This window comes from Caulobacter sp. SRI_014, assembly GCF_057586315.1.
In genome coordinates this window covers 96,870-111,500 of sequence record NZ_JBYCZQ010000014.1, presented here as the reverse complement: position 1 = coordinate 111,500, position 14,631 = coordinate 96,870, and the positions used below count along the sequence as shown (strand labels likewise).

Annotated in this window: 14 protein-coding genes and 1 tRNA gene; 12 read left to right on the top strand and 3 right to left on the bottom strand. The window is 67.9% G+C overall.

Annotation, left to right across the window (positions count from 1 at the left end; all coding sequences use genetic code 11):
• Positions 1–53 precede the first annotated feature (53 nt).
• From AC2YG9_RS21585 to AC2YG9_RS21565, 5 genes are all read left to right on the top strand, one after another.
• A complete protein-coding gene (locus tag AC2YG9_RS21585; RefSeq protein WP_487300062.1) occupies positions 54–764 on the top strand; it encodes an HAD hydrolase-like protein in 711 nt (236 codons plus the stop codon).
• A 16-nt stretch (positions 765–780) separates the two neighbouring features.
• Positions 781–855, top strand: a tRNA-Val gene (locus AC2YG9_RS21580).
• 171 nt (positions 856–1,026) lie between these two features.
• Complete coding sequence (locus AC2YG9_RS21575) at positions 1,027–3,501, top strand: hypothetical protein (RefSeq protein WP_487300061.1); 2,475 nt, start codon at positions 1,027–1,029, stop codon at positions 3,499–3,501.
• A gap of 165 nt (positions 3,502–3,666) precedes the next feature.
• Positions 3,667–3,996: a hypothetical protein gene (locus AC2YG9_RS21570; RefSeq protein ID WP_487300060.1), complete on the top strand. Its 330-nt coding sequence runs from the start codon at positions 3,667–3,669 to the stop codon at positions 3,994–3,996.
• 32 nt (positions 3,997–4,028) lie between these two features.
• Entirely contained in the window at positions 4,029–4,283 is a 255-nt protein-coding gene (locus AC2YG9_RS21565) for a hypothetical protein (protein ID WP_487300059.1), read from the top strand.
• On the opposite strand, the gene AC2YG9_RS21560 is transcribed toward AC2YG9_RS21565, so the two are convergent.
• Complete coding sequence (locus AC2YG9_RS21560; protein ID WP_487300058.1) at positions 4,237–5,541, bottom strand: glucoamylase family protein; 1,305 nt, start codon at positions 5,539–5,541, stop codon at positions 4,237–4,239. The two genes, AC2YG9_RS21565 and AC2YG9_RS21560, sit on opposite strands and share 47 nt — an antisense overlap.
• Position 5,542: 1 nt before the next feature.
• On the bottom strand, positions 5,543–6,730 hold the full coding sequence (locus AC2YG9_RS21555) for an aspartyl/asparaginyl beta-hydroxylase domain-containing protein (protein ID WP_487300057.1): 1,188 nt from the start codon (positions 6,728–6,730) through the stop codon (positions 5,543–5,545).
• A 115-nt stretch (positions 6,731–6,845) separates the two neighbouring features.
• On the opposite strand from AC2YG9_RS21555, the gene AC2YG9_RS21550 reads away from it, so the two are divergent.
• From AC2YG9_RS21550 to AC2YG9_RS21540, 3 genes are read left to right on the top strand one after another with little or no spacing between them, the layout of a single operon-like run.
• Complete coding sequence (locus AC2YG9_RS21550) at positions 6,846–7,298, top strand: MotA/TolQ/ExbB proton channel family protein (RefSeq protein WP_487300056.1); 453 nt, start codon at positions 6,846–6,848, stop codon at positions 7,296–7,298.
• Positions 7,298–7,597 (top strand): BlaI/MecI/CopY family transcriptional regulator, encoded by a 300-nt coding sequence (locus AC2YG9_RS21545; protein WP_487300055.1) that lies wholly within the window; start codon positions 7,298–7,300, stop codon positions 7,595–7,597. Before AC2YG9_RS21550 ends, AC2YG9_RS21545 begins: the two co-directional genes overlap by 1 nt.
• Positions 7,598–7,649: 52 nt before the next feature.
• Positions 7,650–9,083, top strand: coding sequence for a Mur ligase family protein (locus AC2YG9_RS21540; RefSeq protein WP_487300054.1), 1,434 nt, complete (start codon positions 7,650–7,652; stop codon positions 9,081–9,083).
• Here AC2YG9_RS21540 and AC2YG9_RS21535 read toward each other — a convergent pair.
• The gene (locus AC2YG9_RS21535) at positions 9,015–10,808 is read right to left on the bottom strand and encodes a DUF4153 domain-containing protein (RefSeq protein ID WP_487300053.1); all 1,794 of its coding nucleotides are present in this window, start codon (positions 10,806–10,808) and stop codon (positions 9,015–9,017) included. The two genes, AC2YG9_RS21540 and AC2YG9_RS21535, sit on opposite strands and share 69 nt — an antisense overlap.
• A gap of 152 nt (positions 10,809–10,960) precedes the next feature.
• Between AC2YG9_RS21535 and AC2YG9_RS21530 the strand changes: the two genes are divergently transcribed.
• The 4 genes from AC2YG9_RS21530 to AC2YG9_RS21515 are packed head-to-tail and all read left to right on the top strand — an operon-like array spanning position 10,961 to position 14,458.
• Positions 10,961–12,076 (top strand): ABC transporter permease, encoded by a 1,116-nt coding sequence (locus AC2YG9_RS21530; protein WP_487300052.1) that lies wholly within the window; start codon positions 10,961–10,963, stop codon positions 12,074–12,076.
• Entirely contained in the window at positions 12,073–12,915 is an 843-nt protein-coding gene (locus tag AC2YG9_RS21525; protein WP_487300051.1) for an ABC transporter ATP-binding protein, read from the top strand. The genes AC2YG9_RS21530 and AC2YG9_RS21525 overlap by 4 nt, the downstream gene beginning before the upstream one ends.
• The gene (locus AC2YG9_RS21520) at positions 12,915–13,853 is read left to right on the top strand and encodes an MlaD family protein (RefSeq protein ID WP_487300050.1); all 939 of its coding nucleotides are present in this window, start codon (positions 12,915–12,917) and stop codon (positions 13,851–13,853) included. The genes AC2YG9_RS21525 and AC2YG9_RS21520 overlap by 1 nt, the downstream gene beginning before the upstream one ends.
• Positions 13,850–14,458, top strand: coding sequence for an ABC-type transport auxiliary lipoprotein family protein (locus AC2YG9_RS21515; RefSeq protein ID WP_487300049.1), 609 nt, complete (start codon positions 13,850–13,852; stop codon positions 14,456–14,458). Before AC2YG9_RS21520 ends, AC2YG9_RS21515 begins: the two co-directional genes overlap by 4 nt.
• The last annotated feature ends 173 nt before the right edge of the window (positions 14,459–14,631 follow it).

The window sequence follows — 14,631 nt, the reverse complement described above, 5'->3', positions numbered from 1 at the left end:
GTCATCCTGGAGCCCGTTGCATTGACTGCCCGTTTAGCCGAAAGCCCGTCGGGATGGCTAATCCCAAAGACCTTATCGGCTGGACGATCGTCTTCGACCTCGACGGCACCCTGATCGAGACCGCTCCTGACCTGGCCGGCGCGCTGACGGCCCTGCTCACCGAGGAGGGCCTGACGCCCCCGCCCTACAGCGAGCTGCGCACCCTGATCGGCCGCGGCGGTCGCTGGATGACCCAACAGGCGCTGGAGAAGGCCGGCTTCCTGCCGACGACGACGCAATTGGACCGCCTGTTCGAACGGATGCTGGTCCTCTACCGCGCCCGCATCGCCGACGAGAGCCGCCCCTTCCCCGGCGCCGTCGAGGCGATGGACGCCCTGGCCGCCCGCGGCGCTATCCTGGCCGTCTGCACCAACAAGCGGACGGGCCTGTCGATCCCGCTGTTTGACGCCCTCGGACTGACCTCCCGATTCGCCGCCATCATCGGCGCCGATCTCGCCCCTGCTCCCAAGCCGGACCCGCGCCACCTGCTGCTTACCATAGCCGAGGCCGGCGGCGATCCGGCCCGTTCGATCCTGGTCGGCGATACCGACAGCGACACCCATGCGGCCCGGGCGGCGGGCGTTCCCTGCATCGTCACCGACTTCGGCTACAGCCAGATCCCGGCCGCCGAGCTCGGTGGCCACGCCGTCATCAGCCACTTCGACCAGCTGGCCGCCGTCATCACCGACCTTGCCGCTTGCGCCGCTCCGGCCGGATCGCTATAGACGCCGCCTCCTGAGAGGATGTGTAGCTCAGCGGGAGAGCACCTCGTTCACACCGAGGGGGTCACAGGTTCAATCCCTGTCACATCCACCATCTCCCTTTCAATCCGAAGCTAAAATCGACACGGCGACACGATGGTGTGGTCGGTTACCCATGGGTTGCGCGGTTCGATCCCGTCCGACTAATCTTATAACCGATTTGGGTGGGGAGTGATCAGGCAAGTCCAATGCCCATCGCCGCCACTGCAGAGCCAGGCGGGGGAAAATGAGCTTCGGAACAATCTTTCAACTCTCGGCGCTGGACGCGACAACCGGCTTCACCATCGATGGCGTGGCCGGCGACCAATTCGGGGCCATGGTGGCCTCGGCCGGAGACATCAACAACGACGGCTTTGATGATTTCATCGTCGGGGTGCAGTTCTCGGACATCGCCGGTTTCAACAGGGGGGCGGCCTATGTCGTCTTCGGGCAGGCGTCCGGATTCGGAGCGTCGCTGGATCTGACAAGCCTGGACGGGTCGAACGGCTTTCAGTTGACCGGCGAGGCCGACAGCGACAATGCCGGTCGGGCCGTTGCGTCCGCCGGCGACATCAACGGCGACGGCTACGACGACCTGATCATCGGCGCCCATCGCACAGACGTCAACGGCAGCGCGTCGGGCTCCGCCTACATCGTTTTCGGGCGCGCCTCGGGCTTCGCCGCGACACTGGCCCTGGCCGATCTCGACGGATCGAACGGGTTCGAACTGAACGGTGAGGCGGAGAACGACTTCAGCGGTGAAGCCGTGGGCTCGGCCGGCGACTTCAACGGAGACGGGTTTTCGGACTTGATCATCGCGGCGCGGCAGTCCGACGCAAACGGCAGCCAGTCCGGGGCGGTCTACGTTGTCTTCGGATCGGACCAACCGTTCCCGGCAGCACTCGACCTATCGTCCCTGGATGGCTCGGACGGCTTCAGGATCGCCGGGGTCGCCGCGAATGACTACCTCGGTCGCTCTGTCAGTTCGGCCGGTGACCTGAACGGCGATGGGCTTGATGACATCATCATCGGAACCGACGACGCCGACCCGAATGGCGGTCAGTCGGGCGCTGCCTATGTGGTTTTCGGGAGCACCACATCGCTGGCGGCCTTCGACCTCAGCGGCCTGGATGGCTCCAACGGTTTCCGGATCAACGGCGCGGTTGCAAACGACCGGGCCGGGTTCGCGGTTTCTGCCGCCGGTGACGTCAACGGCGACGGATTTGGCGATATCATTGTCGGGGCGCGGCTTCAGGGCGCGAGTGACTCCGGCGCCGCCTACGTCCTCTTCGGCGCGGCAGGCGGATTTGCCGCCGATATCGACCTGGGCGCCCTTGATGGCAGCAGTGGTTTCAAGATCAGCGGCGAAGCTGGAGGAGACATCGCCGGGCGGGCGGTTTCAGCGGGAGACATCAATGGCGACGGCTATGACGACCTGATTGTCGGCGCCTATTTTGCCGACGGAAATGGCGCCCAGAGCGGCGCCGCCTATGTGGTCTTCGGGCGGGGATCGGACTTCTCCGCGGACGTCAGCCTGGGCAGCCTTGACGGATTCACAGGATTCCAGCTGCGCGGCGCGGCGGCCAGTGACTTCGCCGGACAGTCAGTCGCGGGAATCGGCGACATCAATGGCGATGGAATTGACGACCTGATCGTAGGCGCCAGCGGTGTCAACGCCAGCGCCGGTCGCGCCTATGTGGTGTTCGGACAGGCCGAGGCCCGTGACTTCGCAGGCACGGCGGGCGCTGACAGCTTCTACGGCGGCCGGTTGGCCGACCAGCTGGTGGGTGGTGGCGATAAGGACAGACTGCGGGGCCTGGCGGGCGACGACCTGATCGACGGCGGCGACGGCAATGATCAGCTGTTCGGCGGTAACGGCGCGGACGACATCATCGGCGGGCTGGGCAATGACATTCTTGACGGCGGAGCGGAGGGCGATGGACTGGACGGCGGCGACGGGGCGGACAAGCTGCTCGGCGGAGCTGGAACCGACCTGCTCGATGGCGGCGACGGCAACGACCGCATTGAAGGCGGCGACGGGATCGATACGCTCTCTGGCAGCTCCGGCAATGACCACCTCGACGGCGGGACCAGCGCCGATACCATGACCGGCGGCGCCGGGAATGACGTCTACATCGTCGATGACGCGGGGGACCAGACCGTTGAACTGGCGGGAGAAGGCTATGACATCGTCCGCAGCGGGCTCGGTTGGACTCTCGACGACCATTTTGACGGCCTGCAGCTGCAAGGCTCCGCCAACGTCGATGGGACCGGCAACGCGCTGGCCAACAACATCCAGGGCAACAGCGGGAATAACCGTCTCGACGGCGGGGCCGGGGTGGACACGCTCAACGGTGGTGATGGCGACGACACCATCATAGGCGGCCTCGGCAACGACCTGCTGCGCGGTGGGACGGGTGCGGATGTGTTCACCGTCGCCCACGGATTCGGTCCGGTGCTGGAGACGGACATCATCTACGACTTCTCCACTGCCGAGGATGACATCATCGACCTGGGGGGTATCGACGCCGACATCAATTCCGCCGGGGACCAGGCCTTCATCCTTGTCTCCAGCTTCAGCAAGACCGCCGGGGAAATGACCCTCGCGTTCTCAGGGGGCCAAACGCTCCTTCGGCTGGACGTCAACGGCGACGGCAAGGTCGATTTTCAGTTGAAGATCAACGGTGACGTCACCAGCGACAGCGCCGGCTGGATATTCTGAGCCAGCCGGCGTCCGCCGGACCATATGGTCGGCGGAGGGAGTTTGCTTCGCGCCAGAGTGCAATCTTCACCGCCGCCGCCACCTGTCGCGCCAGCGACGCTACGCCGCGTTTCCAGCCGAGGACGTTGACGTAACAATGCTCTCCGGATTGGAGAGGGACCTGTCGTGCTTCAGTGGTACTGCGTCATCCGGCATCCGAGCGGGCCGACGCCCGTCATCGGCAATGACGAACATCGCCATTGGTTTGGCCTGTCGCGCGTGCTGATCGAGCGCGAGGCCGCCCCCGGCCGCCGCACGCTCATCGAGATCCGCGCCTACCGGAACCGTCGTCAGGCCGAGACGGACGCCATCGCCGGCAGCGCCCCGCCACACGCCGCCCCCCACCATCCGGCAGAGACCGCCTCGCTGGTCCAGGTCAACGCCTGGTTCCCGTTCCGCGCTTGCCTGCGCAGCCTCAAGCCAGACCTGCGCCGGCCACTGCGTCCGGCCGCCTGAAACATCCGTCGGCGGACGGCGTTGAGAGGGGTATGAGCCCCTTCGTTCTCAAGACCGCCGGCTATCTGATCTCCAGTTTCAGCATCGTGGCGCTCGGCGTGGCCGCCTGGCCAGGGGCCAGCGAGGCCGATCTGGAGCACTGGCTAATGCTGGGAATGTTCGCGGCGGTCGCCGGGATGGTCTTTCGCTGGACCAGCTATTTCCTCGACAAGCGCCGGGCCGACGCCGAGCGGGCAAAGGCTAAAGCCAGCCCCCCTGGAAGCCGGCCCGTTCCAGGCCCCGTCTGATCACCGGCTCCTCGCGCATCAGCTGCCAGATCAGGCCCGTGCGCTGGTTCTCGATCATCGCCACGATCGGCCCCTGGTCGATGCCCAGCATGTCCTTGCCGACCCAGCCGGTCATCGGCCTGACCTCGCCGAACTCGGGCGGCGCCCGGTCGACCGAGGGGTTGAAGGCGTCCTGGAATCCGTGCGGGCCATAGATGGCCGCGCCATGGTCCTCGATCATCCGCCGCAGGGCCGGCGTGACCGCTTCCGGGACGAACGGCAGGGAGGCGGCCACCGCCGTCGGGGCCAGGGTGCCGTCGTCGAAGTCATAGGCGCCGCGCGCCGAATAGGCCTTGAAAGTCTTCAGCGAGAAGCCGCGCAGCCGGGTGAAATGGCCCGGCCCGTCGCAGGCGGTCAGGCCCCAGGCGTCGACGCCATAGCCATTCCAGCGCCCCGGGTTGTCGCGGGCGTAGGCCTGCTGGGTCAGGACGGCGCGGCGGCTGTTCTCGAAATAATCGATGCCCGCCTCGCGCATGAAGCGGTCCTGGATGCCCCGGAAATCGATCCACAGATGGCTGTACTGGTGGCCGAACATCGGGCCGAAGGCCAGGTGCGGGACCGGGTCGTTGGTCCAGCTGCGCGGGTAGCTGGCGCACCAGGCCTCCCAGGCCGTCGGCGGGACCGGCGAGTTCTCTGCCCCCAGGGCCAGCACATAGAGCAGCATGGCCTCGTTGTAGCCGCCCCACTCATAGGGAATGAACCCGCTCTCCGGCTTCCAGCCCAGCGCGAACCGGCCTGATGACCTAAGCGCAAAGGCCCAGTCGACCCGCGCCATCAGCCGCCCGGTCCGCTCCCGGATCTCGACTTCCAGCGGGACCGGCCCATCGAAATAGCGGGCCGCCGTCAGGGCCCCGGCCAGCAGCAGGGCGGTGTCGATGGTCGACAGCTCGCAGTCGCTGGCCCGCAGGCCGGTGTCCATGTTGAGGAAGTGGTAGAACCAGCCCCGTGTCCCCGACACCCCTTGTGCGGCGTCGCCCTGCGGCGCGGTCTCCAGGGTGCGCAGGGCCCGCGCCGTCATGTCGGCGGCGATCTCCCGGGTCAGCCAGCCGCGCGAGGCGCCCGCGACCCAGCAGGTGAAGGCAAATCCGACCGCCGCGATGGAACAGGCCGAGGGCGTCGGCCAACGGTCCGCCGTCAGGCCCGAGGTCCGGTCGGTGGCCGAGACGAGGCCGGCAAAGGTCCGCGCCTGGATCTGGGCGATCAGGTCTTCATCGGTCATGTCAGACGCCCCATCCAACGCTCTGGGGGCCCGCCGGGCCGCCGCCGTAGGTGTCCACGGCGGCGAACAAGCCAGCGACCATATCCCGCTCGGCCTGGCTGAGTTCCGGCCGCCAGACGTCGAAGATCAGGATGATGCGATCCTTGCCGCTGTCGTTCCAGGCTTCGTGCTCGATGGTGTCGTCAAACAGCCAGGCCTCGCCCTCACGCCACTCGCGCACCTCGTTGCCGACCCGGAAGCCGCATTGGCCCGGCACGATCAGCGGCAGATGCCCGATCAGCCGGGTGTTGATGAAGCCATTGTGCGGCGGGATTTTCGCCCCCGGAGCCAGCCGCGAGAACAGGATCGAGGGCGTGCGGCCGGCGATGCCGCACAAGGGCAGCCGCGCCATCGCCGCCATGGTCGACGGGCAGCGGGCGACAACATCCTCGACCGGCGCCCCGTCGCGCCACAGGTAGAGGGCGCTCCAGTCGGCGTTGTCGCGCATGCCGTGGCCATCGTCGAAGGGCCGGTCCGACTGGCTCTTCACATAGGGGGCGAAGGCGGCGCCGTCCGCCAGCAGGGTGTCGAGTTCGGTTCGGATCGCCGGGGCGGCGGCTTCCAGGTCCGCCAGCCAGGGAAAGGGCTCGCGGCCATAGAACTGGATCTGCGGCAGGCCGGGAAAATAGTAGTGGCGGGGCTCCTGAAGATAGACCCGCTTGCGCCCCAGCATCAGATCCAGCGATTCCCGGAACCGCTCGCCGCTCACGCCCTCGGCGGCCGGTCCGACCGCCTCCAGCAGGTGGCGTTCGTAGTCGGCGGCATAGCCATCGCTCATCGCCTGGGCGCGGCGCAGCTCGGACGCCAGCTCCGGGGGCAGACGGTCCGCCGGCGGCGAGACCTTCAGGGCCTGACGGCAGAAGGCCGCGGCGGCCCGCGCGTCGCCGGTGGCGGCGAAATGGTCGGCCTTCATCATCAGGCCGCGCAGGTGACGCGGATCGATGGCCAGCAACCGGTCCAGCGCCGCCAGCATAGCGCCGCTGTCCCCCTGCCCCCGCGCGGCCACGGCCAGACCCAGGAACACCGGCCCGTCGGCTCGGCCCGTGGCGACGATCTGCTCGAACAGCGCCCGCGCGCCGGCGAAGTCGCCGCGGCCAAGGGCCTGGGCGCCGGACTGGGTCAGAAGGCGAGGATCGATCACCGAAGACATGGGCCGATGTGAAATGGGAGGGTGGGAGCGGTCAACCGCCCATCTGAATTTACGCTTGACAGATGTCTACAGTCGTAATCTTGTAAGTCTACAAACGTAGACACGGAGCTGATCGATGAAGACCCCCGCCCTTTCCCTGATCTCGGCCGCCCTGCTGCTGGCCCTCGCCCCGGCCTCTGCCCAGGCCGCCACCCTGAACCCGACCCTGGTCTTCCTCGACGCCGCGCCAGCGATGAAGCTCGTGATGTTGCTCCTCGTCGTCCTCACACTGGCCGCCGTCGCTGTGTGCGTGCGCAAGCTGGCCGCCGGGCCGAACCTGACCGGCGGCTCGGCCTTCCTGTCGGCGCTGCGGCTGGGCGGGCCGCTGCTGGGCCTGCTGGGCGCGGCCTACAACGGGCTGATGATCTTCATGGGCCTGTCGCGAGGGCCGCAGCCCTTCCACGTGGTCGCCCCGGGCCTGGCCGAATGCGCCCTGCTGGTGCTGCTCGGCCTGATCTGCGGCGTGGTGGCGGTGATCTGTCACTGGGCCGTCGAGGCCCAGGTGGACCGCACGGTGCTGAGCCGCTGATGCGCATTACCGACGCCGAGAGCGAGGTGCTGGCAGCGTTGTGGCGGCGGGGACCGATGTCCTTCGCCGCCCTGATCGAGGCGGTGAAGCAGGTCCAGCCGTGGGGCGACGCCACGATCAAGACCCTGCTTCACCGGCTGATCCAGAAGGGCGCCGTCGCCTCGGTCCGCCAGGACGGCCGCCAACTCTACCATCCGCAACTCAGCCGCGCGGCCTATGTGCAGGACCAGATCCAGAGCCTGGCCGACCGCCTGTTCGCCGGCGACCGGGCCGCCCTGATCGCCACCCTCGCCGACTGAGCGGGCCATCTTGGGTTTGACATCGGCCCCGGCCCGGCCGACATCCGGCAGGATGACGGCCGACGCCTCCAAACCCCGCCACATCCACTTCATCGGCATCGCCGGCGCCGGCATGAGCGCCGCCGCCCTGATGATGCGCGACGCCGGCCACGTCATCGGTGGCTCGGACGAGGAAGCCTTCCCCCCGATCAGCACCTATCTCGAGACCATGGGGATCCCGTTCAAGCGGACCCTGGCGGCCGAAAACATCGGACCGGAGATCGACCTCGTTGTGCTCGGCGGCAGCGCCAAGCTGGCGGGCGAGGCCAACCCGGAGTTCACCGAGACCCGCCGTCGCGAAATCGAAATGACCGGCTTTCCCCAGCTGGTCGCCGAACAGACCAGGGATCGCGACGTCACCATCGTCGCCGGCAGTTTCGGCAAGTCCAGCTGCACCGCCCTGCTCGCCCACATCCTGCGCGAGGCCGGCAAGGATCCGGGCTACATGATCGGCGCCATCCCGGCCGGCGGCGGCCCGACCGGGGCCTGGGGCTCAGGCCCGATGGTGCTGGAGGGCGACGAGTACATCGTCAGCCAGACCGACCGACGCTCGAAGTTCATGCTCTACGACGTCGACCACCTGCTGCTGACCTCGCTGGTGCACGACCACCTCAACGTCTTCCCGACCTACCCCGAGTACGAAAAGCCGTTCCGCGACCTGCTCGCCCGCCTCAGTCCCGACGCCACCCTGGTGCTGCGTGACAGCCCCTCCCTGCGGGCCATCGTCGGCGACAGCGCCGCCGCTCCGGTCTGGTACGGCACGGCGCCGGGCGAAGGCTGGTACTGCCAGGACGTCACCTTTGGCGAGGTTTCGGCCTTCAGCCTGGTCTCGCCGGACGGCCGGAAACTGGCGCTCGAGACCCAGCTGCTCGGGGCCCACAACATCGAAAATGTGGTCGGCGTCGCCGCCTTCCTGCTCACCCGGAACCTGGTCACCGAAGCCGAACTTCAGTCCGCCGTCGCCAGCTTCCAGGGCATCCGCCGTCGCCTCGACCGGCTGACCACGGTTTCAAGCGTCCCGGTCATCGAAGGCTTCGGCTCGTCCTACGAAAAGGCCCGCTCGGCCATCGAGGCCATGCTGCTGCACTACCCCGGCCGGCCGCTGGTGGTAATCTTCGAGCCCCACACCTTCAGCTGGCGCAACGCCGAGGGTCTGACCTGGTACGACACCGTCTTCGACGACGTGGCCCGGGTTATCGTCATCCCGCCCCCGACCCACGGCGCGGCCACCCACGACCAGCTGACCCACGGCCAGATCCTGGCCCGCATCAACGCCGCCGGCGTTCCGGCGGTGGGCGCGACGACGCCCAGCGAATGCGAGGCGGCGCTCGCCGAGCTCACCGGCGAGGAGGTGGTGCTGCTGCTCTCGTCCGGCCCGCTACTTGGCCTTCCCGCCAGCCTGCCCGCCCTCCTTGACGGGCGCTGGGGCGGGCACGGAGAGGACTGAGCCCGGACAGCTGTCGTCATCGGGCTCAACGGTCAGGCGCGCGCCGTCCACCTCGATCTCATTCCAGCGGTTCGGCTTGACCAGAGCCTGGCCGGCCCGCAGCGCGATCCTTTGGTCGGTCTTGGCGCAGCCGAGGCCGATTTCGATGTAGCCCCGCCTGGCCCAGACTCCCTTGGCGTCCTGTTCATACAGCACCAGGATCGAGCCCTCGCCCAGCAACAGGTCCTCGCGGCCGTCGCTGTTCAGGTCGAGCAGGAAGGCCTCGCAGGCCTCACCCGCCTTGGGGCACAGGGAGCCCGCCACCTGATCCCACTGCGCCGTGAAGGTTTCGGGCAGGGTCTTGCCGGCCGGATAGACCTTGACGTCGGTCGCCGCCTGCCTGCCGCCCGCCGGCTCCCAGACGCGGTTCTTCTGCTTCTGGGCCGCGACGGCCAGTTCGCCGATCTCGCCCTTGTCCCCCGCCAGCCTGGCCAACGCCTCCTCGCCGAACCGGCCAGCCGAGAACTTCAGGTATTCGAAGTCGAAGTCCGCCGGCTTGACCTTGCCCGACTTGAGCCGCGCCACCTGGCTGTCCACCGACAGACGCACCGGATCTGCCAGCGGCGTCAGAAGCGCCAGCAGCACGGCGAGGCCCACGAAGCTGGTCGCCACATTGGTCGGCTCCAGCCGGCGCATGGCAGGTCCGGGCAGGACGGCGGCCAGGGCGTATCCCAGGGCGTAGCAGGCGCCGATGACGACGAAGGCGACGCCGATAATCCGCTCGATGGTCAGGCCGTACTGGCCGATCCGCAACATCAGGGCCTGGGCCGCCAACACGGTGAGGGGAACCAGCAGCAGCCCGGCCAGCCGCATGGCCCAGCGCAGGACGGCCGGCAGCGGTTTCTCTCGCCCGCCGTCGTGATAGGCGGCGTTGATCAGCAGGATCAGCCCCGCCCCGGCGCCGATCAGGATGGCTGAGGCGTTGCCGGTGTTCCACAGCGGCTTCAGCCCCGTGAACGGCAGCGCCAGCAGGAAAGCCAGCGCCAGGCCGGCGAGCAGCGGCAGCAACCAGCCGAGCAGGGTCAGGGCCACCGTCCGCACGCCCTGGATCAGCCCGACCCGCACGTCGGTAAGGTGCACGGCCGCGGCGAACGCCAGGGCGCTGGCCGGAATCGAGAACCAGCGCTCGCCGATGACCTCGCTGACAAGCTTCACCCCGATGACGTCGAACAGGGCCGCGCCCAGCGCCAGGACGCCCCAGAAGATGCCGGTGAAGGCCAGGGCCAGGGCCAGCTGCACTCCGTGCTTCCAGGAGACGTCGAAATAGGTCGGATAGGTTGCGATACGGCCGCGATCCCGCGCCGCCGCCACGATCAGGCTGTGGGCCACGAACAGCCCGACCAGCACGGCCGCCATGACCAGGGGCGAGGGAATGCTCTCGAAGCCCTTCAGCCCACGATAGCCCTCCACCCAGCCGATGCCGGCGGTGGTCACGGCGGCGGCCAGCGCCCAGACGATCAGGGTGCTTCGCTTGAGCGATCCCAGTCCGCTCAGCAACACCGCCCCCGTCGACAGCGCGGCGATCAACAGGGCCATGAAGATAGGCCGGTCGGTCGACGGCCACGCCTTCTGCTCGACGGCCTCCGACAGCCCGAACAGCACCAGGCCGACGATCAGGCCGACGCCCAGTCGGATCAGCAGCAACCGGCGCCCGGCCCCGGCGTTGTGCTCGGTATCCATGCTCATATCGTGCTTCCCCCTGTGGCCGGCGAGCCTCGCCCGGACCTCAACCGCGAGCAAGTGCGCATTCCGTGCAGGGCCTTTGACGCGAAAGCCTTTGCGACAGGCCCGGCGCGTGGCAGTTTCCGTTCGCGACAAGGAAAGCCGCTAAGCCGTCCATGCCCAACCCCGCCGAATTTTCTCTGCAGCAGGGCCAGCATGGTTCGACCGCCGTCCTCACCGGGGACTGGACGGCCGAGACGCTTGAAGACGCCGGTCTGCGCCTGGCCGAAAACCTGCTGCATTCCAAGGCCGTCAGCCTCGACATGACGGGTATCGGCCGCTGCGACACGGCCGGCGCCTACGCCATCATCCGCGCCGCCGACGGCCGCGACACCGCCGGTGTGCTGATGGCCCGGCCCGAAACCGAACGCCTGCTCCATCTGGTCGGCGAGGCGGTGCAGGCCGAACCGACGCCTCCGCGCCAGCACCGCGGCTTCTACGACCTGCTGGTCCGCATCGGCCGGGGCGTCGTCAATGTCGGCCTCGATCTCTACGAGACGCTGATCTTCCTCGGCCACCTGATGACCTCTATCGGCCGGGCGGTGACCAATCCCCGCAAGTTCCGCGGCGCGCCCTTCATCTCGCTGTGCGAGCGGGCCGGCCTCGACGCCATCCCGATCGTGGCCACCACCACCTTCTTCATCGGGGCCGTTGTCGCCCTGCTCGGCATCAACACCCTGCGGGCCTTCGCCGCCGAGGTGCTGGTGGTCGAGGCGACCGGCATCTCGGTGCTGCGCGAGTTCGGTATCGTCATCACCGCCGTGCTGCTGGCCGGCCGCTCGGCCTCGTCCTTCGCCGCCGAGATCGGCTCGATGAAGATGAACCAGGAGATCGACGCCATGCGGGTGATGGGGGTCGATCCGTTCGACGCCCTCGTTCTACCGCGTTTCCTCGCCCTGCTGGTCACCATGCCGCTGCTGACCTTCGTCGCGGACCTGGCGGGCCTGGTGGGCGGGCTGGCGGTGACCACCTCGATGCTCGACCTGTCGCCGACCTTCTTCTGGCAGCGGATCGCCGACAACGTGGGGGCCACCAACTTCTGGGTCGGCATCTCCAAGGCTCCGGTCATGGCCATCGTCATCGCCGGCATCGGCTGTCGCCAGGGCATGGAGGTCGAAGGCGATGTCGAGAGCCTCGGACGCCGGGTCACCTCCGCCGTGGTCCAGGCCATCTTCGCCATCATCCTGCTCGATGCCCTGTTCGCGCTCCTCTACATGGAGCTGAACATATGACCGATCAGTCCGATCTGGCGCACACTGCTTCCCTGGCCGAGGACGGCCTCGACGCCGCCGCCCCGCCCATCGAGGTGCGTGGCCTGCGCTCGGCGTTCGGCGACAACGTCGTCCACGACAATCTCGACCTCGTGGTCAAGAAGGGCGAGGTCCTGGGCGTCGTCGGCGGCTCGGGCACCGGCAAGTCGGTGCTGCTCAACACCATCATCGGGCTGAAGGAACCGGACGCCGGCGTCGTCCGCATCTTCGGCCAGGACATTCAGCACGCCAGCCGCCGCAAATGGTCGGCCATCGAGCGCCGTTGGGGCGTCCTGTTCCAGGCCGGCGCCCTGTTCAGCTCCCTGACGGTCAAGGAAAACGTCGCCGCCCCGCTGCACGAGCACACCGACCTGTCCCGCCGCGAGATCGACGACTTGGCCGAACTGAAGATCGCCCTCGTCGGCCTGCCGCCCCGGGCCGGCGCCCTGAAGCCCTCCGAACTCTCTGGCGGCATGCGCAAGCGGGCCGGCCTGGCCCGCGCCCTGGCCTTCGACCCGGAGCTGCTGTTCCTCGATGAGCCGACCGCCGGCCTCGATCCGATCGGCGCCGCCGCCTTCGACGAACTGATCCTGGACCTCAGCCGCAGCCTGTCGCTGACGGTGTTCATGATCACCCACGACCTGGACAGTCTCTACACAATCACCGACCGCGTCGCCGTGCTGGCCGATAAAAAGGTCGTGGCGGTTGAACCTGTCCATACACTTGAGCATTCCGATCACCCCTGGATTAGGGAATACTTCCTGGGTCCACGCGGACGCGCCGCTCAGTCGGCCATCGGCAGGGGGGGCACGAGGGTCTGATGGAAAGAAACGCCAACTATGCGCTGGTGGGGGCGGCAACGCTGCTGCTGTTCATCGCCGCCATCGTCTTCGTCTTCTGGCTGGCCCGCCTCGGGTTCAACAAGAACTACGACGAATACGATGTGCTGTTCGTCGGCCCCGTGCGCGGCCTGACCGAGGGCGGCGAGGTGCATTTCAACGGCATCAAGGTCGGGGACGTGTCCTCGATCAAGCTCGACGCCCGTGACCCCAACCGCGTCATCGCCCGGGTCAAGGTGACCAGCGACGTGCCGATCCGCGAGGACAGCTACGCCACCCTGGAGCCGCAGGGCATCACCGGCATCAACTACGTCCAGATCACCGCCGGCGACCCGGCCAAACGCCTGTTGAAGGACACGGTCCCGGCCGGCGAGATCCCGGTCATCAGGACCCAGCGCAGCGCCCTCTCCGACCTGTTGGCCGGTGGCGGCACAGTGCTGACCCGAACCATCGAGGCGCTGGACCGTATCAACCGCGTGCTTGGCGACGAGAACATCAAGACCTTCGGCGCCGCCCTCGACGACCTGCAGGCGGTCACCGCCGAGGCCCGCGAGCAGAAGGAAATCATCGCCGACGCCCGCCGCGCCCTGGCCACCTTCGAGGAAACCGCCAAGGCCTATACGGCGCTCGCCAAGGACGGTCAGACCTTCATCAACGGTGACGCCAAGAAGACCATGGCCAACATCGACGAGGCCGCCCTCAAGGTCGACAAGGCCGCCGCCGATGTCTCGGCCATCCTGACCAAGCTGGACGGACCGGTGAACGACTTCGCCACCGAGGGCCTGCCCCAGCTGACCAACGCCATCACCACCCTGCAGGGGGCCGCCGAGTCTCTCGACCGGTTGGTGACGGAAGCCGAAAAGAGCCCGCAGAACCTGGTCGGCAAGCCGCCCGCCGAGAAGAAGAAGGTGAAGCCGTGAGGACCAACCTGTTCCGTGCCGCAGCCGTCGCGGCCACCGCCGTGGCCCTGTCGGGCTGCATCACCCTGTTCCCCGAGGCCGAACCGGCCAAGCTTTACCGGTTCGAGATCACCGCCCCGTCGGAGGTCGCCGCCAAGACCTTCACCGTCACCCGGGGTCCGATCGCCTTCGACCGCGCCGCCGCCAGCGACGGCATCATCGCGGTCACCAATGGTCAGATCCAGTACATCGACAGCGCCCGCTGGGCGGCGCCGGCCCAGCAGATCTTCGAGGAGGAACTGGTCCGCGCCTTCCAGGCCGGTCCCGCCCGCCTGATCGGTCGCGGCGAGGTCGGCAAGAGCGACTGGCTGATGCGGCTCGACGTCCAGCGGTTCGAGGCCGACTACCGCAACGGGCCCGAGGGCGCTCCGATCATCGTCATCGAGATCAAGGTCGCCCTGACCCGAAATGTCCGCGATGGCGACACCTTCGAGACGGTCATCAAGACCGAGGTCCAGGCCGGCGAGAACCGCGTCGGCGCCATCGTCCCGGCGTTCAACAGCGCCCTGACGAAGAACCTGACCGAACTCAACAGCTGGATCGTGGCGACGGGCGGGCCGCGCTGAGGTCAGCGTAGGGCCACGACGCCTATCCCACACACCGTCACCCCAAGACTTGTTCTTGGGGCCCACGGTCGATGTGTCGACAATCAGCGCTTTGGAGGCGCGGCCGCGCCTCCACGATCAACGTTAGCTGCAGCGGAACCGTGGATCCCAAGAACAAGTCTTGGGATGACGGT